Raw genomic sequence first — 20,104 nt, 5'->3', positions numbered from 1 at the left:
CGCAGTGAAGGCATTCAGCTGGTGCTGCCGCGATGGACCGGCTTGTTGCCGGCGCCCAGCAGGCGGGCGATGCAGCCGGCGGGGCCGCTGTGCCACCAGCGCGCACCGCCACGGGTCGTCTGCCCCATGGCCTGGGTGATGCGGTCCAGCACGATGGCCAGCAGCACGATGCCCAGTCCGCCCACGGTGGCCAGGCCCATGTCCAGGCGGCCGATGCCGCGCAGCACCATCTGGCCCAGGCCGCCCACGGCGATCATGGAGGCGATCACCACCATGGACAGCGACAGCATCAGCGCCTGGTTCACGCCGGCCATGATGGATGGCATGGCCAGCGGCAGCTGCACCTTCCACAGCAACTGCCAGGGCGATGCGCCATAGGCGCGGCTGGCCTCGATCAGGTCGGGGCGCACCTGGCGGATGCCCAGGTTGGTCAGTCGGATCAGCGGCGGCAGCGCGAAGATGATGGTCACGATCACGCCGGGCACGTTGCCGATGCCGAACAGCATCACCACGGGCACCAGGTAGACGAAGGCCGGCGTGGTCTGCATGGCGTCGAGCAGCGGGCGTGTCCAGCGCTGCGCACGGTCGCTGGAGGCCAGCAAAATCCCCGCGGGCAGGCCGATGACCATGCAGAACACCAGCGAAGTCAGCACCAGGGACAGCGTCACCATGGCCTCGGGCCAGATGCCCAGCATGGCGACCACCACCAGCGAGACGGCTGCGCCAATGGCCATGGCGCGGCCCGCGAACTGCCAGGCCACCAGGGTCAGGACCAAGACCAGCAGCGGCCAGGGCAGGGCCAGCATGGCATCGGTGATGCCCGACAGAGTGCCGTCGATGGGCGTGCGCACGGCCTGGAAGAAGGGGCGGAAATGGTGGACCACCCATTCCAGGCCGCTGTTGATCCAGCCCTGCACGGGCAGGCCGTCGGTGGTCAATTGGTGCCAGAGGCTGGCATGGGCGTCGTCGGGAACGCCCGAGCCGGCCGAGGCGCCCAGCCAGTCACCGCCTGCGGCATCACCGCCGCTGGCAGCGCCCCAGGGATCGGCCGAGGCATCGGGTGCCGACGTGGCGGCGGTTGCCCAGGGATCGGCGCTTGCAGAGGCTGCGGAATCGGTGGAAGCAGGGGCTGCGCTCGCATCGGCCCAGGGATCGGTGGCGGCAGCGGCGGTGTTCGGGTTCAGGCTGTTGGTTGCATCGCTCATGCGGCATCTCCTTGTCGTTGTTCGATCGGCTCCACGGTCGGCGCGACGGTGGGGGCGTTGGAGGCCGGGAAATGCGGGTTGAGCGTGACCGGCGGCACGATCTCCTGCGGCGGTGGCACGGGCGGCGTGTCGCGGTCCAGGAAGCGCAGCATGGTGGTGCGGCTGACTACGCCCATGAACTGGCCGTCGTCGCTGGTCACCGGCAGCGCGCAGGGCGCGGCGGCCACGGGGCCGAACAGCTCGGCCACCGGCGTGCCTGCGGACAGCGGCTCGACGTTGGGCAGGAAGGCGTGGCTCAGGCCCAGCATGCCGGGGCGGCCATGCAGTGCGTCGCGCAGCGACTGCGAGGACACCACGCCCAGGAAGCGCCGGCGCGCGTTGACCACATAGGCGTAGTCGCGGTCCGAATCCTCCAGCAGGCGCTGGGCTGCGCGGCAGCCGCGGTCGCTGTGCTCGGACACCACGGTCAGCGCCTGGCGCGCGATGTCGCCGGCCTTGAAGACCGAGGCCGCGTCCACGCCACGCACGAAGCTGCGCACATAGTCGTCGGCAGGGCTGCGCAGGATCTCGTCGGGCGTGCCGACCTGGATCACCTGGCCGTCCTTCATGATGGCGATGCGGTCGCCGATGCGCATGGCCTCGTCCAGGTCATGCGAGATGAAGACGATGGTGCGGCGCTGGATCTGCTGCAGGCGCAGCAGCTCGGACTGCATCTCCGTGCGGATGATGGGGTCCAGGGCCGAGAAGGCCTCGTCCATCAGCAGGATGGACGGATCGGACGCCAGCGCCCGGGCCAGGCCCACGCGCTGCTGCATGCCGCCCGACAGCTCGTCGGGGTAGCTGGCGCCCCAGGCGCCCAGGCCCACCTGCTCCAGCGCGGCCTGGGCCTGTGTCTGGCGCTCGGCCTTGTCGGCGCCGGCCAGCTCCAGGCCGAAGGCCGTGTTGTCCAGCACCGTCATGTGCGGCATCAGCGCAAAGGACTGGAACACCATGGAAATGTCCTTGCGGCGCAGCGCGCGCAGATCGCGCTCGCTCAGGGCATTGATGTCCTGGCCATCGACCACGATGCGCCCGGCCGTGGGCTCGATGAGGCGGTTGAGCATGCGCACCAGGGTGGACTTGCCCGAGCCCGACAGGCCCATGACGACGAAGATCTCGCCGGCCTCGATGGTGAAATTGGCGTCGAACACGCCGATGGACTGGCCCGTGCGCTCCAGGATCTCCTGTTTGCTCAGGCCCTGTTGGACGAGGTCGAGTGCGGTCTTGGGGTCGTCCCCGAACACCTTGAACACATGATCGATGATGATCTGCTTGGCCACTGTGGCGTTCTCCTTTTGGGTGAGATGGAACACAGTCCAGCGTCCTCGACAGGCGAAGACGCTGGCGCGCAAGCCAAAAATGAAGCCCTGATGCCGTTCGCTGCAGGGGACTGCCGTCCCCCGTTGCTGGGATTCAAACAGGTGCGAAAGCACCCGAGGCGGCTCGGATGGCACGCGAAGCGGTGCGCAAGAGCCAGAAGTCGAGAGCAGCCGGCGGCGAGGCGCGCGGTGTCTCAGTCGGGCATCGTGGCTGAAGATCAGCCAGCGCGATGCCCCACAACATCAGGACCGAGTTTCGGCCCGGTTGACGGGGCTGTGCCGGGAGCACAACGATCCGCCGGGGTGTATCGGCAGGCCGTGAAGACGGTGCCGATGACCTGCTTGGCAGGTTGTAAAGAAGCCGAAATTATATAAAACAGGTTTTACTGCGTCAAAACGCATGAGCCGAAGAAGGCCTGTTTTGGCCTGTTTCACGCCCTTGAGGACTGCAATCCAGCCGGGATTTGCTCACTTAATGAGAGCGGATGAGCCATTATTCACAAGGCATATGCTGTCATTGATGAATAAAATCGGTCAAGCGTCAGCTTGAGGAAAGCTTCAGGCCCGATCTGCGGCAAAAAGCGTGCCCGGCGCGCTGGCCGGCCGGGCGCCAGCAGGTGTCCGACCCTTTGCCTGCGCCCGCCCATGAAAAAAGCCCCGCGGCGGCTGGCGCTGCGGGGCTTTGGTGCGGGATGCCGCCGGCTCAGTGGTTGCTGGCCGTGCTGTTGATCAGCTTGTCGGTGTAGGCGATGGCCAGGGCGCTGGCCAGGAAGGTGACGTGGATGATGGTCTGCCACATCAGCACCTTGACGTCGTAGCTGCCCGCGTTGATGAAGGTCTTGAGCAGGTGGATGGAGCTGATGCCGATGATGGACAGGGCCAGCTTGACCTTGAGGATGGAGGCGTTCACGTGGCCCAGCCACTCGGGCTGGTCGGGGTGGCTGTCCAGGCCCAGGCGGCTGACGAAGGTCTCGTAGCCGCCCACGATGACCATGATCAGCAGGTTGGAGATCATCACCACGTCGATCAGCGCCAGAACCACCAGCATGATGATGGTTTCGTTGAGCGCGCCGATGGGCGCATCGTGCTTGTAGCCGATGCTGGTGATCAGCGCCTGCAGCGCTTCCTGGTTGCCGAAGGCGGCCTCGATCAGGTGCCACAACTCGAGCAGGAAGTGCCAGACATAGACACCCTGGGCGGCGATCAGGCCCAGGTACAGCGGCAGCTGCAGCCAGCGGCTGGCGAAGATCAGGGAAGGCAGGGGACGCAGGGGGGAGCCGGGGGCTCGATTGGAGTTTTGCTGGCGGGCCATGGTGGTCGGTCGCGCTTGTCTGGTGTGGGAGCGTGGATGGGAGGGGACAATGGCCGTGGAAAACGGGCGCGCGATTTTAGCGGCGAAACAGGCCATTGCCAGTGACAGCCAGGAACTGCGGGGAATCCCCAGGTAGACGCGCCCAAGGGGGTTTCAGTCAGTGGCATGTAAGACCGGCCCCCGACAGTCACACCACAATTTTTATTTGGCCAGCCCAGGAGACAAGCAAGCATGAGCACCGCAACAGCATCCCCCATTGAATCGGTACTGGTGGAGAACCGGGTCTTCCCGCCGCCGGCAGACTTCGCCGCCAAGGCCCGCATCTCCGGCATGGAGCAGTACAAGGCGCTGTGCGCCGAGGCAGAGAACGACTACCAGGGCTTCTGGGCCCGCCTGGCGCGCGAGAACGTGGTCTGGTCCAAGCCCTTCACCCAGGTGCTGGACGACAGCAATCCCCCGTTCTTCCGCTGGTTCGCCGACGGCGAACTCAACGCCAGCGCCAATTGCCTGGACAAGCACATGGGCACGGACGTCGAGCACAAGACGGCCATCATCTTCGAGGCCGATGGCGGAGAGGTCACCAAGGTCAGCTACCGCGAACTGCTGGAGCGCGTCTCGCAGTTCGCCAACGCGCTCAAGGCGCAGGGCGTGCAAAAGGGCGACCGTGTCCTGATCTACATGCCCATGACCATCGAGGGCGTGATCGCCATGCAGGCCTGCGCGCGCATCGGCGCCACCCACAGCGTGGTGTTCGGCGGCTTCTCGGCCAAGGCGGTGCAGGAGCGCATCGTGGACGTGGGCGCCGTGGCCGTGATCACCGCCAACTACCAGATGCGCGGCGGCAAGGAACTGCCGCTCAAGGCCATCGTGGACGATGCGCTGGCGCTGGGCGGCTGCGAGGCCGTGCGCCATGTCTTCGTCTACGAGCGCACGGCCACGGCCTGTGCCATGACGGCAGGCCGCGACAAGACCTTCGGCGAGATCCTGGCCGGCCAGAGCACCGAGTGCGCGCCCGTGGCCGTGGATTCCGAGCACCCGCTGTTCATCCTCTACACCAGCGGCTCCACGGGCAAGCCCAAGGGCGTGCAGCACTGCACGGGCGGCTATGTGCTGTGGGCCAAGCAGACCATGGAGTGGACCTTCGACCTCAAGCCCAGCGACGTGTTCTGGTGCACGGCCGACATCGGCTGGATCACCGGCCACACCTACGTGGCCTATGGTCCGCTGGCCGCTGGCGCCACGCAGATCGTGTTCGAGGGCGTGCCCACCTTCCCCAACGCGGGCCGCTTCTGGCAGATGATCGAGCGCCACGGCTGCACCATCTTCTACACGGCGCCCACGGCCATCCGCTCGCTGATCAAGGCCGCCGACGGCGATGCCGCCGTGCATCCGAAGAACTCGGACCTGTCCAGCCTGCGCCTGCTGGGCAGCGTGGGAGAGCCCATCAATCCCGAGGCCTGGATGTGGTACCACCGCAATGTGGGCGGCGAGCGCTGCCCCATCGTGGACACCTTCTGGCAGACCGAGAACGGCGGCCACGTGATCGCCCCCATGCCGGGCGCCACGCCGCTGGTGCCGGGTTCGTGCACGCTGCCGCTGCCGGGCATCATGGCCGCCATCGTCGACGAGACCGGCCATGAACTGCCCAACGGCGCAGGCGGCCTGCTGGTGGTCACCAAGCCCTGGCCCAGCATGATCCGCACCATCTGGGGTGACCCCGAACGCTTCAAGAAGAGCTACTTCCCGGCCGAGCTGGGCGGGCAGACCTACCTGGCCGGCGACGGCGCGGTGCGCAGTGAGGACCGTGGCTACTTCCGCATCACGGGCCGCATCGACGATGTGCTCAATGTCTCGGGCCACCGCATGGGCACGATGGAGATCGAGTCGGCCCTGGTGTCCAAGACCGACCTGGTGGCCGAGGCCGCCGTGGTGGGCCGCCCCGATGACCTGACGGGCGAGGCCATCTGCGCCTTCGTGGTGCTCAAGCGCTCGCGTCCCACGGGCGAGGAGGCCAAGCAGATCGCCAAGGAGCTGCGCGACTGGGTGGCCAAGGAAATCGGCCCCATCGCCAAGCCCAAGGACATCCGCTTTGGCGACAACCTGCCCAAGACGCGCAGCGGCAAGATCATGCGCCGCCTGTTGCGCTCGATTGCCAAGGGCGAGGCCATCACCCAGGACACGAGCACGCTGGAGAACCCGGCCATCCTCGACCAGTTGGCCGAGACGAACTGAGGGCGGACACGCCCGCCATGAAGAACCGGAGCACAGGCTCCGGTTTTTTCTTGGCTGGACTGCGGGCGGCGCGCTGTCTTGCAGTCCTATTTTGTGTGGGCCGACAGCTCAGGCATGATGGCTGCAGTACAACCGAAGCTGTTGTTTTCACCACTGCCGAGGGAGGCGTTGCACCATGAATCTGAGAACCCTGTCGCTGCTGATCACCGTGGCCCTGATTGCGCTGCTGGCGGCATTCAACTGGAACACGCTGGCCGCGCCGTCCGTCGTGTCGCTTGGCGTGACCGAAGTCCAGGCGCCGCTGGGCGTGCTGATGCTGGCGCTGACCTGCCTGCTGGGCGTGTTCTTCGTCGCCTATGTGCTGTGGCTGCAGGGCTCGGTATTGATGGAGGCGCGCCGCCACGCCAAGGAAATGCAGGCCCAGCGTGACCTGGCCGACAAGGCCGAGGCCTCGCGCTTCACCGAACTGCGCACCGTGCTGGAAGACCTGCATGCGCGTGACAAGGAAGTGCTGATGGCGCGGCTGGACGGGCTGGAGGCCCACCTTGTGCAGCGTGCCCAGGAGTCGGACAACAGCACGGCCGCCTATGTGGGGCAGCTGGAGCAGCAGGTTCGCCTGTACCAGCAGCCCGGCGCAGGCGCTCCGGATTACAGGTAGGCGGCTCGCGCCTGGAATCACGGGCGGACCATGAAAAAAACCGCGCGACTTGCGTTGCGCGGTTTTTTCGTTGCGGGCCCCGAGGCGGGAGGCCGGCGGAACTTACTTCAGCGACAGCACCCAGGCGGCCAGCTTCTTGGCGTCGGCATCGTTGACCTGGGGGTTGGCGGGCATGGGAACCGGGCCCCAGACGCCGCTGCCGCCCTTCATGATCTTGGCGGCCAGCTTGTCCACCGCGTCCTTCTGGCCTGCGTACTTGGAGGCCACATCCTTATAGGACGGGCCCACCAGCTTCTTGTCCACGGCGTGGCAGGCCATGCAGTTCTTGGAGGCGGCAAGAGCCTGGTCGGCCATGGCGGGAGCCACGGTGACGACGGTCAAGGCCAATGCGATCAATGTCTGCTTCATCATGAGTTCCTGGGGGTTGTCGGGAATAATTATGCGAAACATTGTAGTGGGCGCGCATGCCTGATGCGTTACCTCGTGTGAAGCACCGTCTGGTGAAGGAGAAGTTATGTATCTGTTGGGAATCGCGGTCCTGCTCACCCTGCTGAAGTTGGCCGATATCGAGCCTGTGGCCTCCTGGTCCTGGTACGTCATCCTGGGCGCCTATGGTGTGACGGCAGCCTGGTGGGCCTGGGCCGACACCTCTGGCTACACCAAGCGGCGCGCGGCCGACAAGATCGAGCAGCGGCGCTTGAAGCGCATCGAAAAGAACAAGGAAGCCATGGGCACGGGCACGCGCTCGCGTTCGCGCCGCTGAGGGGCCTTGAACGGCGGCGCAGGCTTCGCCGCAGGCGATGCCTGGGGTCTGCAAAGGGGCGGCCCATGCCGGCCGGGGCATTCCTGTGCCCCAGCGGTGCGGCGGGCGCTGCGCCATAATCTTCGCCCAGACCCTGGCCTTCCCCACAGGACCAGGGATGGACCGAGACGACAGACAACTGGATTCCCCATGCCCGCATACCGTTCCAAGACTTCCACCGGCGGCCGCAACATGGCCGGTGCGCGCGCCCTGTGGCGTGCCACCGGCATGAAGGATGGCGACTTCGACAAGCCCATCATCGCCATCGCCAACTCCTTCACGCAGTTCGTTCCGGGCCACGTCCACCTCAAGGACCTGGGCCAGCTGGTGGCGCGCGAGATCGAGGCCGCAGGCGGCGTGGCCAAGGAATTCAACACCATCGCCGTGGACGACGGCATCGCCATGGGCCACGACGGCATGCTGTATTCGCTGCCCAGCCGCGACATCATCGCGGACTCGGTGGAGTACATGGTCAACGCCCACTGCGCCGACGCGCTGGTGTGCATCTCCAACTGCGACAAGATCACCCCCGGCATGCTGATGGCCGCCATGCGGCTGAACATTCCGGTGATCTTCGTCTCCGGCGGCCCCATGGAGGCGGGCAAGACCAAGCTGGCCAATCCCAACACGCACAAGCTGGAGTTCAAGAAGCTGGACCTGGTCGATGCCATGGTGATCGCGGCCGACTCCAACTACACCGACGAGCAGGTCGCCCAGGTCGAGCGCTCGGCCTGCCCGACCTGCGGTTCCTGCTCGGGCATGTTCACCGCCAACTCCATGAACTGCCTGACCGAGGCGCTGGGCCTGTCCCTGCCCGGCAACGGCACGGTGCTGGCCACGCATGCCGACCGCGAGGAACTGTTCAAGCGCGCCGGCCGCCGCATCGTCGAGCTGGCCCGCGAGTACTACGAGCAGGAAGACGCCTCCGTGCTGCCGCGCTCCGTGGGCTTCAAGGCCTTCGAGAACGCGATGACGCTGGACATCGCCATGGGTGGCTCCACCAACACCATCCTGCACCTGCTGGCCATTGCCCGTGAAGCCGAGATCGACTTCACCATGGCCGACATCGACCGCCTCTCGCGCTCCGTGCCCCAGCTGTGCAAGGTGGCGCCCAACACGCAGAAATACCACATTGAGGATGTGCACCGCGCCGGCGGCATCTTCGCCATCCTCGGCGAGCTGGCCCGCGCCGGCAAGCTGCACACCGACGTGCCCACCGTGCACGCCAAGACCCTGGGCGAAGGCCTGGCGCAGTGGGACATCACCACCACCCAGGACGAGGCTGTCAGGCACTTCTACCTGGCAGGCCCGGCCGGCATTCCCACCCAGGTGGCCTTCAGCCAGAACACGCGCTGGCCCAGCCTGGACCTGGACCGTGCAGAAGGCTGCATCCGCTCCTACGAGCACGCCTTCTCCAAGGAAGGCGGCCTGGCCGTGCTGACGGGCAACATCGCCCTGGACGGCTGCGTGGTCAAGTCGGCCGGCGTGGACGAAAGCATCCATGTGTTCGAAGGCACGGCCCACGTGACCGAGTCGCAGGACGAGGCCGTGCAGAACATCCTGGACGACAAGGTCAAGGCCGGCGACATCGTCGTCGTGCGCTATGAAGGTCCCAAGGGCGGCCCCGGCATGCAGGAAATGCTCTACCCGACCAGCTACATCAAGTCCAAGGGCCTGGGCAAGGAGTGCGCACTGCTGACCGACGGACGCTTCTCGGGCGGCACCTCGGGCCTGTCCATCGGCCACTGCTCGCCGGAAGCTGCCGCTGGCGGCGCCATCGGCCTGGTGAAGAACGGCGACCGCATCCGCATCGACATTCCCAACCGCAGCATCAACGTGCTGGTCTCCGACGAGGAACTGGCCCGCCGCCGTGCCGAGCAGGATGCCAAGGGCTGGAAGCCCGCCGAGCCGCGCCCGCGCAAGGTGTCGGCCGCGCTCAAGGCCTATGCCAAGCTGGTGATGTCGGCCGACAAGGGCGCCGTGCGCGACCTGTCCCTGCTGGACGACTGACACCGGGCAGCACCGCCGCCCGGCGGTGCGCACCCGATGAAAATGAAAAGGGATGGAAGGCCTTGCGGCTTTCCATCCCTTTTTCTTTTCTCTTCTCTCAGGCCCTTGAGGGCTCTTGTTTCATCGCGGGGCGACCGGCTTGCCGTTTCATCGTGGCTGCCGGTTTGCTTTTCATCGTGGGGCGACTTGTCTTCAGGCCGGCTCGCCCATCTTGCTTTGCAGGTAGTTGGGCAGACCGATCTTCTCGATCAGGCCCAGTTGCTTCTCCAGCCAGTAGGCGTGGTCTTCTTCCGTGTCGCGCAGTTGGGCCAGCAGCAGGTCACGGCTGTTGAAGTCGCTGTGGCGCTCGCACAGGGCCATGGCCGAGCGCAGGCTGTCACGCACGCGGTATTCGGTGGCCAGGTCCTTGCGCAGCATCTCTTCGACGGTCTCGCCGGGCGTGAACTCGTGCGGGCGCATGTCGGGGCGGCCGCCCAGGAACAGGATGCGGCGCAGGATGGCGTCGGCGTGCTGGGTTTCCTCTTCCATCTCATGGCCGATGCGCTCGAACAGGCGCAGCAGGCCCTGGTCTTCGTACTGGCGCGAGTGGATGAAGTACTGGTCGCGCGCGGCAAGCTCGCCGCGCAGCAACTCTATGAGGCATTCGATGACTTCTGGTTGGCCTTGCATGTTCTTCTTCTCCTGACTGTGTGAACGCCGCAAGTATCGCGTGAACCGGCCCTTGGGCCAAAGAGCGCGCTGCAATTCCCCGTGGACGGCGCATTGCATGCATGCGCGACGCAGAAGCATTCGCATCGCGGCAGGCTGGCGGGGGGATGGAGCTAGGGTAAACGCTGTATTGCGGGCTTCAATAATAGTTATTTATCATAACGATTATGGAGCCGAAGCATCGGTGTCCAAAACCCCATTTCCCCTTTGCACAAGGAAGCGCAATGAGCACCGAACGTACCGAAGAACAGACCGTGTCCTGCACCGTCACAGGCCGCGTGGCCTGGGTGAAATTCAACCGCCCCGAAAAGCGCAACGCCATGAGCCCCCAGCTCAACCGCCAGATGATGCGTGTGCTCGACGACCTGGAGTTCCGTGACGACGTGGGCGTGGTCGTGCTTGCAGGCGAAGGCACGGCCTGGACGGCCGGCATGGACCTGAAGGAATACTTCCGCGAGACCGAGGCCACCGGCCTGGCCGGCACCCGCAAGGCCCAGCGCGAGAGCTATGGCTGGTGGCGCCGCCTGCGCTGGTTCCAGAAGCCGACCATTGCCATGGTCAACGGCTGGTGCTTCGGCGGCGGCTACGGCCCCCTGTTCGCCTGCGACCTGGCCTTTGCCTCGGATGACGCCAAGTTCGGCCTGTCCGAAATCAACTGGGGCATCTTGCCCGGTGGCGGCGCCTCGAAGGTGGCGGTGGAGCTGCTGTCCTTCCGCCGTGCCATGTACCACGCCATGCTGGGCGAGAACATCGACGGCCGCACGGCCGCCGAGTGGGGCCTGGTCAACGAGTCGCTGCCGGCCGATCGCCTGCAGGCCCGCGTCACCGAAGTGGCCGAGGCCCTGCTGCAGAAGAACCCCAGCGCCCTGAAGGCCACCAAGGACGCCATCCGCCGCGTGCGCGACATGAGCTACGACAACGCCGAGGACTACCTGGTGCGTGCCCAGGAAGCCGCCAACAGCTTCGACAACGAAGGCCGCAAGGAAGGCATGCGCCAGTTCCTGGACGACAAGACCTACAAGCCAGGTCTCGGAACCTACGACTTGAGCAAGCAAGTCACCCCCTGAGGCGCTTCGCGCCTTCCCCCTCTCTAACTCGCTTCGCGAGGGAGGGGGACGACACCCTCAGTGCGGGGCGGCCCTTCCTCTGTGTCCCTCGCTTGGGCAGCGTCCACCACGGGCGGTAGGCCTCCCAGCTTTAATCATTGGAGACAAGAATGACAACGACAGAGATGGCGGCCGCCCTGCGGCCCGACATCGGCAGGCTGCTGAGGCCGCGTTCCATCGCCATCGTCGGCGCCTCGGCCACGCCGGGTGCGCTGGGCGCATCGGTGCTGGGCAATCTGGAGCGCAACGGCTTTGCCGGCGACATCCACCTGATCAATCCCAAGCGCAGCGAGATCGCCGGGCGGGCCTGCCTGGCCTCGGTCGATCAGCTGCCCGAAGGCGTGGATGTGGCCGTGCTGGCCATCCCCCAGCCCTTTGTGCTGGACACGGTGCGCGCACTGGCGGCGCGCCGCGTGGGCGCGGCGGTGATCTTCTCGGCAGGCTTTGCCGAGGCGGGCGAGCGCGGCATGGCCGAGCAGCGCGAGATCGCGCGCATTGCCGCCGAGGCCGGCATGGTGGTGGAAGGCCCCAACTGCCTGGGCTGCATCAACTACCTGCAGCGCGTGCCGCTGACCTTTGTCGAGGTGAATATCGACGCGCAGCAGGCCGATGCCGCGCGGCCCGCCATTGGCGTGGTCTCGCAAAGCGGCGCCATGATGACCGTGCTGTGCACCACGCTGGCCAGCCGCGCGCTGCCGCTGTCGCACGCCATCTCCACGGGCAACGAGGCCGCCAGCCATGCCGAGGACTATGTGGACTTCCTGCTGGAGCAGCCCTCCACGCGCGTGGTCGCCATGATCGTCGAGCAGTTCCGCCAGCCCGCGCGCATCCTGGCCGCCGTGGCCCGTGCGCGCAGCCTGGGCAAGTCCGTGGTGCTGCTGCATCCGGGCAAGAGCAGTGCGGCGCGCGCCTCGGCCGCCACGCACACCGGCGCCATGGCCGGCGACTATGCGCTGATGCGCACCAAGCTGGAGCGCGCAGGCGCCGTGTTTGCCGAGACACTGGAGGAGCTGGGCGACATCGCCGAGATCGCCATCCGCTGCCCCGTGCTGCCATCGGCTGGTGGGGCCGGTGCAGCCGCTGCAGCGGGAGTTGCCGTGCTGGGCGAGTCCGGCGCCTTCAAGGCGCTGACGCTGGACTGGGCCGAGGAACTGGGCCTGGCCCTGCCCGCCATCGGCGACGACGACTCGCCTGCGCTGCGGGCTGCGCTGCCCGAGTTCGTGGGTGTGAGCAACCCGCTGGACCTCACGGCCCAGGGCCTGGTGGAGCCGGACCTGTATTTCCGCACGCTGGATGCGCTGTTTGGCGATGCGCGCTTTTCCACCGTCCTGGTCGGCCTGATCCAGGGCGATCCGGTGACCTGCGGCATCAAGATGCCACCCGTGCTGCGCGCCGTGCGCGAGCTGCGGCCGGCCAAGCCCGTCATCGTCGCGGGCCTGGACGAGGGCGCGGCCGTGCCTGCCGAGTTCATCGCCGAGATGCGTGCGCTGGGCGTGCCGTACTTCCCCAGCACCGAGCGTGCCCTGCGCGCCGTGCAGCGCCTGACCGCCTTCAGCCAGCGCAGTTTCGAGCGAACCGATGCCCGGCCCGTCGCCCTGGACCTGCCCGCAGGCCGCACGGTGGTGCCCGAGTACGAATCCAAGGCCGTGCTGGCACAGGCCGGCATACCCTTTGCGCGCGGCCGGCTGGCCACCTCGGTCGAGCAGGCCGTGGCGATTGCGTCGGAGATCGGCTGGCCCGTGGCGCTCAAGGCGCAGTCCGCCGACCTCAGCCACAAAAGCGATGCGGGCGGCGTGATCCTGAACATTGCCGATGCGCAGGCCATGGGCGAGGCCTGGGGCCGGCTGCATGCCAACGTGGCGGCCTATGACAGCGCCATTGCGCTGGACGGCGTGCTGATCGAGGCCATGGGCCAACGCGGCCTGGAGATGATCATCGGCGCGCGCAACGATCCGCAGTGGGGCCCGGTGATCCTGGCCGGCCTGGGCGGCGTGACGGCCGAGATCATGCGCGATGCGCGCCTGCTGGACGCCGACCTGTCCACCGGCGAGGTGCTGCGCGAGCTGGACCGCCTGCAGGGCGCGCCGCTGCTGCACGGCTACCGTGGCGCCCCGGCGCTGGACCGCCAGGCGCTGGCCGAGCTCATCGTGCGCCTGAGCCAGGTGCTGCGCGGCACGCCGGCCATCCGCGAGATCGACCTCAACCCGGTCATCGTGCTGCCCGAAGGGCAGGGCGTGGTGGCGCTTGATGCGCTGATGCTGGTCGAGCACAGCGCCGGCTGATGCCCGCGCAAGGGCTGGCGCGGCGCGCCGGCCCTTTTCATGCGCAGCCCTGTCTCGCTTTCCCGCTTTCTTTTTTCCGCTTTCCCTTCCTCCACAGGAGGTCTCCATGAGCCTGCCTTACCCGCCGGGCCGCGTGTCCACGCCCGCGCCGGCCGAGTCGAACGGACTCGGCTATGCCTACTACGTCACCATCATCCTGCTGCTGGCCTACACCCTGTCCTTCGTGGACCGCCAGATCCTGGGCCTGCTGGTGCAGCCCATCAAGAAGGATCTGCAGCTGTCGGACTGGGTGTTCAGCATCGTCCACGGCTTTGCCTTCGCCATCTTCTACACCTTCGTCGGCATCTTCCTGGGCCGCCTGGCCGACCGCTGGAACCGCCGCAACCTCATCGTCATCGGCATGGCGATCTGGGTGGTGGCCACGGCGGCCGGCGGCTATGTCACGGGCTTTGTCTCGCTGTTCGTGGCGCGCATGTTCGTGGGCGTGGGCGAGGCGGCGCTGTCGCCGGCTGCCTATTCCATGCTGGCCGACTACTTCCCGCCCGAGCGCCGCGCGCGCGCCATGAGCATCTACACCTCGGGCGTGTACATCGGCTCGGCCACGGCCTTCATCGTGGGCGGCCTGGTCATCCAGGCCACCAGCCAGGCCGGCGAGGTGGTGTTCCCGCTGCTGGGCAGCTTCAAGCCCTGGCAGGCGGCCTTCATCTTCGTGGCCCTGCCCGGCATTCCTCTGGTGGCGCTGATGTACACCGTGCGCGAGCCGGTGCGCCGCGGCCTGCAGGCGGCAGGCGCCTCCGCCAGGGCCGCCGCTGCGGCAGGCCCCGCGCCCGATCTGTCCCATGTGTTCCGCAACAAGCGCGCCTTCCTGCCGCTGCTGCTGGCGCCGGGCATCACGGCCATGATCACCTTCGGCGTCACGGCCTGGCTGCCGGCCACCTTCATCCGCCAGTGGGGCTGGACGCCCGGCGAGATCGGCCCCGCCTACGGCGTCATCATCCTGACCTTCGGCATTGGCGGCATGCTGCTCAGCGGCTTCCTGGCCGACTACCTCACGGCGCGCGGCAAGCAGGTGGGCTCGATCGTCATCTCGCTGGTGGCCACCGGCGTGCTCATCGCCAGCGGCCTGGTGCTGGCCTTTGCGCCTTCGCCCACCGTGGCCCTGGTGGCCGTGGCGGTCACCACCTTCTTCCTGGGCATGCCGGTGGCGCTGGCGCCGCCCATCCTGCAGGCGGTCACGCCCAACCAGCTGCGCGGCCAGGTGACTTCCATCTACCTGCTGCTGATCAACCTGATCGGCCTGGGGCTCGGCCCTTTCCTCGTGGCCTTTTTCACGGACTTCGTCTTCCATGACGAAAAGCTCGTGGGCCTGTCGCTGGGCCTGGTGTCCGCCCTGGCCGCGCTGCTGTCCGTGCTGTGCCTGGCCAGCGCCATCGGTCCCTACCGCCGCCTGGTCGCGGCCATGGAGGGCCGGGCATGAGCGCGCAGGCATCAATTTGCTCGCATTACCAGCCGCCGCTGCAGGACATCCGCTTCGTGCAGCAGCACTGGCTGGGTGCAGAGGCCGACTGGCGCCGCATGCCGGCCCATGAAGCCCTGGACCAGGAGACGGCCGACATGGTGGTCGAGGCGGCCGGGCGCTTTTGCGCCGACGTGCTGGCGCCGCTCAACGGCCCGGCCGACCTGCAGGGCTGCCGACTGGAAGAGGGCAGGGTGCGCACGCCCGACGGCTTTCCCGAGGCCTATGCGGCCTTCTTGGAAGCCGGCTGGCCGGCCCTGGCCTGCGCGCCCGAGGTCGGTGGCCAGGGCCTGCCCCAGCTGCTGGATGCCGCGCTGCACGAAATGCTGGCCTCGGCCAACCATGGCTGGACCATGTACCCGGGCATCCTGCACGGCGCCTATGCCTGCCTGCACGCGCATGGCGACGCGCACCTGCGCGCCACCTACCTGCCGCACATCGTCAGCGGGCGCTGGCTGGCCACCATGTGCCTGACCGAGCCCCAGGCCGGCTCCGACCTGAGCCTGCTGCGCACCCAGGCCCGGCCCCGGGGCGATGGCAGCTACCGCCTGGACGGCAGCAAGATCTTCATCTCGGGCGGCGACCAGGACATGAGCGAGAACATCGTGCACCTGGTGCTGGCGCGCCTGCCCGATGCGCCGGCAGGCACGCGCGGGCTGTCGCTCTTCCTGGCGCCGCGCGGCATTCCCCAGGACGGCGGCGGGTTCCTGCCCAATGCCATTCACTGCGACGGCATCGAAAAGAAGATGGGCATCAAGGGCAGCGCCACCTGCGCCATGCGCTTCGAGGGTGCGCAGGCATGGCTGGTGGGCCAGCCCCACCAGGGCCTGGCCGCCATGTTCGTGATGATGAATTCCGCCCGCCTGCACGTGGGCCTGCAGGGCCTGGGCCATGCCGAGATGGCTTGGCAACTGGCGCGCGCCTATGCGGCCGAGCGCCGCCAGATGCGCGCCCAGCCCCGGCCCGCCGATGCGCAGGGCCCCGCCGACCCCATCGCCCTGCAGCCGGCCGTGCAGCGCATGCTGGCCGACCTGCGTGTGTGGACCGAAGGCATGCGCGCCATTGCAGGCTGGGTGGCGCACCAGCTGGACCTGGCCGAACAGGCGCCGGATGCCGAGGAGCGCGCCCAGGCCCATGCGCTGGCCTCGCTGCTCACGCCCGTGGTCAAGTCCTTCTTCACCGAGCGGGGCTTTGCGCTGGCCAGCGAGGCGCTGCAGGTCTTCGGCGGCTATGGCTATGTGCACGAGTACCGCATAGAGCAGACGCTGCGCGATGCGCGCATCGCCATGATCTACGAGGGCACGAACCAGATCCAGGCGCTGGACCTGCTGCAGCGCAAGGTGGCCGCCAGCGGCGGGGCCGCGCTGGCGCCGCTGCTGGCGGCACTGCGCGAGGAGGCCGCTGCCTGCGAGGCGGCGGGCATGGAGCCCGGCCTGGCCGGCGCGCTGCGCAGCTGGAGCGATCGCACCGAAGCGCTGACGGGCGCGCTGTGCGCCCGCGCCGCAGGCGACGCCCCGTTGCTGGTGCGCTGCGCCGAGGACTATCTGCGCCTAGTCGGCACGCTGTGCATGGCCTTTGCCTGGGCGCGCGCGGCGCGCGTCAGCCAGCCGCTGGCCGATCCGGCGCTGCGCCGCTCCAAGGCGGACAGCGCGGCCTGGTTCTTCGCGCATGGGCTGCTGGATGCGGAGCACTGGCTGCGCCGCACCGAGTCCGCCGCCCGCACGCCGCTGCCGGCTGCCGTGGCCTGAGCGGGCAGTCGGGGCTTTTATGATGGAACGCCGCACCGGCCCTGAAGATCCGCAGGCGCCGGGGCGGCTTTGCCTCGGTGTGCCTTCTTCCTCTTCCAGATCCGTGTCCATGGACAGCTCCTCCGAACCCGCCGTCGATCAGTCGCGCCTGCAGCGTTTCCTGGGCTACCGCCTCACGCGCGCGGAAATCCACATCCACAAGCTGTTCGCGCGGCGCGTGGCCGAACTGGACCTCAAGCCCAGCGAGTTCTCCATCCTGGTGCTGATCCACTCCAATCCCGGCATCTACCTGCGCCAGCTGGGCGAGGCGCTGGACATCTCGCCCTCCAACCTGGTGCCGGTGGTCGAGCGCCTGGTGCAGCGCGGGCTCATCGGGCGCCAGCCCGATCCGCGCGACCGCCGGCTGCAGCAGCTGCACATGACGGCCGAAGGCAGCGCGCTGCAGGCGCGGGCCGAGGGCGTGGTGGTGCAACTGGAAGACGAGCTGGAGCAGCTGCTGACCTCCACCGAGCAGCGCCATCTGTTCGCGGCCCTGGACAAGCTCATGGCCATCCAGGAAAGCCAGCCGGGCTGAACCGCCGCGCCGCCCGCTTTCCAACCCCTGGCCGGCGCCGGCCATGCGGCGCTGCGGCACAATGCCGACCATGCTGATGTACCCGCAGATCGATCCCGTGGCCCTGCAGATCGGGCCCCTCGCCGTGCACTGGTACGGCCTGACCTATCTGGCCGCTTTCGGCCTCTTCCTCTGGCTGGGAACGCGCAGGCTGCGCCACCCGCCCTTCGTGCGCATGCAGGGCGACCGCGCCTGGACGCGCAAGGACGTGGAAGACATTCTTTTCCTGGGCGTGCTCGGCGTGGTCGTCGGCGGCCGGCTGGGCTACTGCCTGTTCTACAAGCCGGGCTACTACCTGAGCCACCCGCTGGAGATCTTCTATGTCTGGCAGGGCGGCATGAGCTTTCATGGCGGCCTGGTCGGCGTGATCGCCTCCATGGTCTGGTTCGCGCGCTCGCGGGCCCGCTCCTGGCTGGAGGTGGCCGACTTCGTCGCGCCCTGCGTGCCCACGGGCCTGGCGGCCGGCCGCGTCGGCAACTTCATCAACGGGGAGCTGTGGGGTCGCTTCGCCAGCCCCGAGCTGCCCTGGGCCATGGTCTTCCCGCAAAGCGGCTCCATGCTGCCGCGCCACCCCTCGCAGGTCTACCAGTTCCTGCTGGAAGGCCTGCTGCTGTTCGTGCTGCTGTGGCTGTATGCGCGCAAGGAGCACAAGCCGGGCCAGGTGGCGGCGGTCTTCCTCGTCGGCTACGGCGCCTTCCGCTTCATTGCCGAGTACTTCCGCGAGCCCGATGACTTCCTGGGCCTGCTGTCGCTGGGCATGAGCATGGGCCAGTGGCTGTGCGTGCCCATGGTGATCGGCGGCATCGCCATGTGGTTCTGGGCCGCGGGGCGCCCGGCCTATCCTGCCCAGGCGGGCAAGCCGGCCTGAGACCGGCGGTACGCACGGATACGAAGCGGGCCTGGTGCCCGCTTTGTTTTTTTGTGCAAGATTGGCGGGAGAGGGGGCAGGGGCGTGCATGGGGATAGCCCGAAGACAAGAACGCGACATCGGCGTACACGGTCTGCCGTGCAGACTCTCATAATGTGAGCAGCAAAAGATTGTCATTGGCCGATTGGCGGCATGACAGTCCCGTGACCGCTTGACATGGAGGAACTTCTGAATGGGTCTGGCTACTGACTGGATTGCCCGCAATGTGTCCCGCTTTCGCAGCACCGATGCGGCTGCGCCTGCAACAAAGTCCGAGGGCGAGGCAGCCAAGGGACCCGCGCCGCGCGGCACGGCCCAGCGCCTGCAGGCCACCCTGCGGCGCGGCCAGGAAGTGCTGTCCCCGCGCGAGCTGCGCAAGCTCATGGAAGACCTGCAGGCTGCCGCCGACGCCGGCCTGAGCGATGTCGAGGGCGGCCGCCATGCGCAACTGCTCATGGACTGGTACGCCCAGGCCGAGCTGCCTGCGCACAAGGATTTCTGGGCGCTGATCGTCGAGCAGTTCGGCCCCGATACCGAAGCCCTGATGGCCGCGCGCAAGCGCTATGACACGGCGACCAGCGATGCCGAGCGCGGCCAGGCCGAGATGGACCTGCGCCGCGCGCTGATGTCGCCGCGCACGCGGCTGCTGCAGCGCTTTGCCCAGCCCCAGGGCGGCATGGGCTTTCTGGTGGACCTGCGCGCCGAACTGCTGGCCCTGCCCAAGGCGGAGCAGCAGCGCTTTTCCGCGCTGGACGCCGAGCTGGAGCATCTGTTTGCCAACTGGTTCGACGTGGCCCTGCTGGAGCTGCGCCGCCTGAGCTGGGACTCGCCGGCCTCGCTGATCGAAAAGCTCATCCAGTACGAGGCCGTGCACGACATCCGCAGCTGGGCCGACCTCAAGAACCGCCTGGACAGCGACCGTCGCTGCTACGGATTCTTCCACCCGCGCATGCCCACCGTGCCGCTGATCTTCGTGGAGGTGGCGCTGGTGGACAAGATGTCCGACAGCATCGCCCCGCTGCTGGACGAGACGGCGGCGGCCGCCGACCTGGGCCGCGCCACCACGGCCATCTTCTACTCCATCAGCAACACCCAGACCGGCCTGCGCGGCGTGAGCTTTGGCGACTCGCTGATCAAGCATGTGGTGGAGACGCTGACGGGCGAGTTCCCCCGGCTGCGCCATTTCGCTACGCTGTCTCCCATTCCGGGCCTGCGTGCCTGGATCGCCAAGCACGGCGATGCCATCCTGGAGAAGATGGACGAGCGCCAGCGCAAGGCCTTCGAGCTCAAGGCCGGCGGCATGGGCGCCGAGCACCTGCTGGCGGCGCTGGACGCGCCGCAGGATCTCAAGCCCGACGCACCTGTGCGCCGCGCACTGCTGTTCTGCGCTGCCCACTATCTGGGGCGCGAGACGGCCAAGGGCCGGCCGCTGGACCCGGTGGCGCGTTTTCACCTGGGCAACGGCGCGCGCGTGGAGCGGCTCAACTGGGCGGCCGACCTGTCGGCCAAGGGACTCAAGCAGTCGCTGGGGCTGATGGTCAACTACCTCTACGACCTCAAGCGCCTGGACAAGCATCGCGGCCTGCTGGCGCAGGGCCGCATACCGGTGTCCTCGGACATCGAAGCCCTGTGCAAATGAAAAGGGGC

16 protein-coding genes are annotated in these 20,104 nt (G+C 67.6%); 11 read left to right on the top strand and 5 right to left on the bottom strand.

The window, feature by feature from the left end; translation table 11 throughout:
• Nucleotides 1-14: 14 nt before the first annotated feature.
• From proW to IB269_RS20355, 3 genes are all read right to left on the bottom strand, one after another.
• A complete protein-coding gene (gene proW, locus IB269_RS20365; protein WP_192368108.1) occupies nt 15-1,205 on the bottom strand; it encodes a glycine betaine/L-proline ABC transporter permease ProW in 1,191 nt (396 codons plus the stop codon).
• Nucleotides 1,202-2,524: a glycine betaine/L-proline ABC transporter ATP-binding protein ProV gene (gene proV / locus IB269_RS20360; protein ID WP_141834109.1), complete on the bottom strand. Its 1,323-nt coding sequence runs from the start codon at nt 2,522-2,524 to the stop codon at nt 1,202-1,204. Before proV ends, proW begins: the two co-directional genes overlap by 4 nt.
• 742 nt (nt 2,525-3,266) lie before the next feature.
• Complete coding sequence (locus IB269_RS20355) at nt 3,267-3,875, bottom strand: TIGR00645 family protein (protein WP_012204594.1); 609 nt, start codon at nt 3,873-3,875, stop codon at nt 3,267-3,269.
• Between the two features lie 231 nt (nt 3,876-4,106).
• On the opposite strand from IB269_RS20355, the gene acs reads away from it, so the two are divergent.
• Together acs and IB269_RS20345 are read left to right on the top strand one after the other, a co-directional pair.
• A complete protein-coding gene (gene acs / locus IB269_RS20350) occupies nt 4,107-6,107 on the top strand; it encodes an acetate--CoA ligase (RefSeq protein ID WP_013803247.1) in 2,001 nt (666 codons plus the stop codon).
• 175 nt (nt 6,108-6,282) lie between these two features.
• Nucleotides 6,283-6,765, top strand: a complete 483-nt coding sequence (locus IB269_RS20345; RefSeq protein WP_013803246.1) for a hypothetical protein — start codon at nt 6,283-6,285, stop codon at nt 6,763-6,765.
• Between the two features lie 102 nt (nt 6,766-6,867).
• On the opposite strand, the gene IB269_RS20340 is transcribed toward IB269_RS20345, so the two are convergent.
• A complete protein-coding gene (locus IB269_RS20340) occupies nt 6,868-7,173 on the bottom strand; it encodes a c-type cytochrome (protein WP_034398318.1) in 306 nt (101 codons plus the stop codon).
• 106 nt (nt 7,174-7,279) lie between these two features.
• Here IB269_RS20340 and IB269_RS20335 point away from each other — a divergent pair, with 106 nt between their 5' ends.
• Both IB269_RS20335 and ilvD read left to right on the top strand, forming a co-directional pair.
• Nucleotides 7,280-7,528, top strand: a complete 249-nt coding sequence (locus IB269_RS20335; RefSeq protein WP_013803244.1) for a TIGR04438 family Trp-rich protein — start codon at nt 7,280-7,282, stop codon at nt 7,526-7,528.
• 189 nt (nt 7,529-7,717) lie between these two features.
• Nucleotides 7,718-9,577 (top strand): dihydroxy-acid dehydratase, encoded by a 1,860-nt coding sequence (gene ilvD, locus IB269_RS20330; protein WP_043819478.1) that lies wholly within the window; start codon nt 7,718-7,720, stop codon nt 9,575-9,577.
• Nucleotides 9,578-9,769: 192 nt separating this feature from the next.
• Here ilvD and bfr read toward each other — a convergent pair whose 3' ends face one another.
• A complete protein-coding gene (gene bfr / locus IB269_RS20325) occupies nt 9,770-10,246 on the bottom strand; it encodes a bacterioferritin (RefSeq protein WP_013803242.1) in 477 nt (158 codons plus the stop codon).
• 263 nt (nt 10,247-10,509) lie between these two features.
• Between bfr and IB269_RS20320 the strand changes: the two genes are divergently transcribed.
• The 7 genes from IB269_RS20320 to IB269_RS20290 all read left to right on the top strand — a co-directional run bounded on the left by IB269_RS20320 (nt 10,510) and on the right by IB269_RS20290 (nt 20,096).
• Nucleotides 10,510-11,352, top strand: a complete 843-nt coding sequence (locus IB269_RS20320) for a p-hydroxycinnamoyl CoA hydratase/lyase (RefSeq protein ID WP_192368107.1) — start codon at nt 10,510-10,512, stop codon at nt 11,350-11,352.
• Nucleotides 11,353-11,501: 149 nt separating this feature from the next.
• Nucleotides 11,502-13,673, top strand: a complete 2,172-nt coding sequence (locus IB269_RS20315; protein ID WP_192368106.1) for an acetate--CoA ligase family protein — start codon at nt 11,502-11,504, stop codon at nt 13,671-13,673.
• A 106-nt stretch (nt 13,674-13,779) separates the two neighbouring features.
• Complete coding sequence (locus tag IB269_RS20310; protein ID WP_063326633.1) at nt 13,780-15,150, top strand: spinster family MFS transporter; 1,371 nt, start codon at nt 13,780-13,782, stop codon at nt 15,148-15,150.
• Nucleotides 15,147-16,937 (top strand): acyl-CoA dehydrogenase, encoded by a 1,791-nt coding sequence (locus tag IB269_RS20305; protein ID WP_192368105.1) that lies wholly within the window; start codon nt 15,147-15,149, stop codon nt 16,935-16,937. Before IB269_RS20310 ends, IB269_RS20305 begins: the two co-directional genes overlap by 4 nt.
• A gap of 109 nt (nt 16,938-17,046) precedes the next feature.
• Nucleotides 17,047-17,511: a MarR family winged helix-turn-helix transcriptional regulator gene (locus IB269_RS20300; protein ID WP_034391791.1), complete on the top strand. Its 465-nt coding sequence runs from the start codon at nt 17,047-17,049 to the stop codon at nt 17,509-17,511.
• Nucleotides 17,512-17,572: 61 nt separating this feature from the next.
• Nucleotides 17,573-18,418 carry a prolipoprotein diacylglyceryl transferase gene (gene lgt, locus IB269_RS20295; RefSeq protein ID WP_225614206.1) on the top strand — a complete coding sequence of 282 codons (846 nt, stop codon included), beginning with the start codon at nt 17,573-17,575 and terminating at the stop codon, nt 18,416-18,418.
• A 232-nt stretch (nt 18,419-18,650) separates the two neighbouring features.
• Complete coding sequence (locus tag IB269_RS20290) at nt 18,651-20,096, top strand: malonyl-CoA decarboxylase (RefSeq protein WP_192368104.1); 1,446 nt, start codon at nt 18,651-18,653, stop codon at nt 20,094-20,096.
• Nucleotides 20,097-20,104: the final 8 nt, after the last annotated feature.

It is taken from the genome of Delftia sp. DLF01 (assembly GCF_014852125.1).
In the GTDB taxonomy this organism is placed as follows: Bacteria; Pseudomonadota; Gammaproteobacteria; order Burkholderiales; family Burkholderiaceae_C; genus Comamonas; species Comamonas acidovorans.
The sequence above is the reverse complement of the archived record's forward strand: the minus strand, read 5'-3'. Positions and strand labels throughout refer to the sequence as shown.

What these genes read in the sequence shown, in the direction of transcription:
- IB269_RS20310 (WP_063326633.1), top strand. Translation starts at nt 13,780, where the DNA reads ATGAGCCTGCCTTACCCGCCGGGCCGCGTGTCCACGCCCGCGCCGGCC.
- IB269_RS20305 (WP_192368105.1), top strand. Translation starts at nt 15,147, where the DNA reads ATGAGCGCGCAGGCATCAATTTGCTCGCATTACCAGCCGCCGCTGCAG.
- bfr (WP_013803242.1), bottom strand. Translation starts at nt 10,246, where the DNA reads ATGCAAGGCCAACCAGAAGTCATCGAATGCCTCATAGAGTTGCTGCGC.
- IB269_RS20320 (WP_192368107.1), top strand. Translation starts at nt 10,510, where the DNA reads ATGAGCACCGAACGTACCGAAGAACAGACCGTGTCCTGCACCGTCACA.
- lgt (WP_225614206.1), top strand. Translation starts at nt 17,573, where the DNA reads ATGCCGACCATGCTGATGTACCCGCAGATCGATCCCGTGGCCCTGCAG.
- IB269_RS20340 (WP_034398318.1), bottom strand. Translation starts at nt 7,173, where the DNA reads ATGAAGCAGACATTGATCGCATTGGCCTTGACCGTCGTCACCGTGGCT.
- IB269_RS20315 (WP_192368106.1), top strand. Translation starts at nt 11,502, where the DNA reads ATGACAACGACAGAGATGGCGGCCGCCCTGCGGCCCGACATCGGCAGG.
- IB269_RS20300 (WP_034391791.1), top strand. Translation starts at nt 17,047, where the DNA reads ATGGACAGCTCCTCCGAACCCGCCGTCGATCAGTCGCGCCTGCAGCGT.
- proW (WP_192368108.1), bottom strand. Translation starts at nt 1,205, where the DNA reads ATGAGCGATGCAACCAACAGCCTGAACCCGAACACCGCCGCTGCCGCC.
- IB269_RS20290 (WP_192368104.1), top strand. Translation starts at nt 18,651, where the DNA reads ATGGGTCTGGCTACTGACTGGATTGCCCGCAATGTGTCCCGCTTTCGC.
- IB269_RS20335 (WP_013803244.1), top strand. Translation starts at nt 7,280, where the DNA reads ATGTATCTGTTGGGAATCGCGGTCCTGCTCACCCTGCTGAAGTTGGCC.
- ilvD (WP_043819478.1), top strand. Translation starts at nt 7,718, where the DNA reads ATGCCCGCATACCGTTCCAAGACTTCCACCGGCGGCCGCAACATGGCC.
- IB269_RS20355 (WP_012204594.1), bottom strand. Translation starts at nt 3,875, where the DNA reads ATGGCCCGCCAGCAAAACTCCAATCGAGCCCCCGGCTCCCCCCTGCGT.
- IB269_RS20345 (WP_013803246.1), top strand. Translation starts at nt 6,283, where the DNA reads ATGAATCTGAGAACCCTGTCGCTGCTGATCACCGTGGCCCTGATTGCG.
- acs (WP_013803247.1), top strand. Translation starts at nt 4,107, where the DNA reads ATGAGCACCGCAACAGCATCCCCCATTGAATCGGTACTGGTGGAGAAC.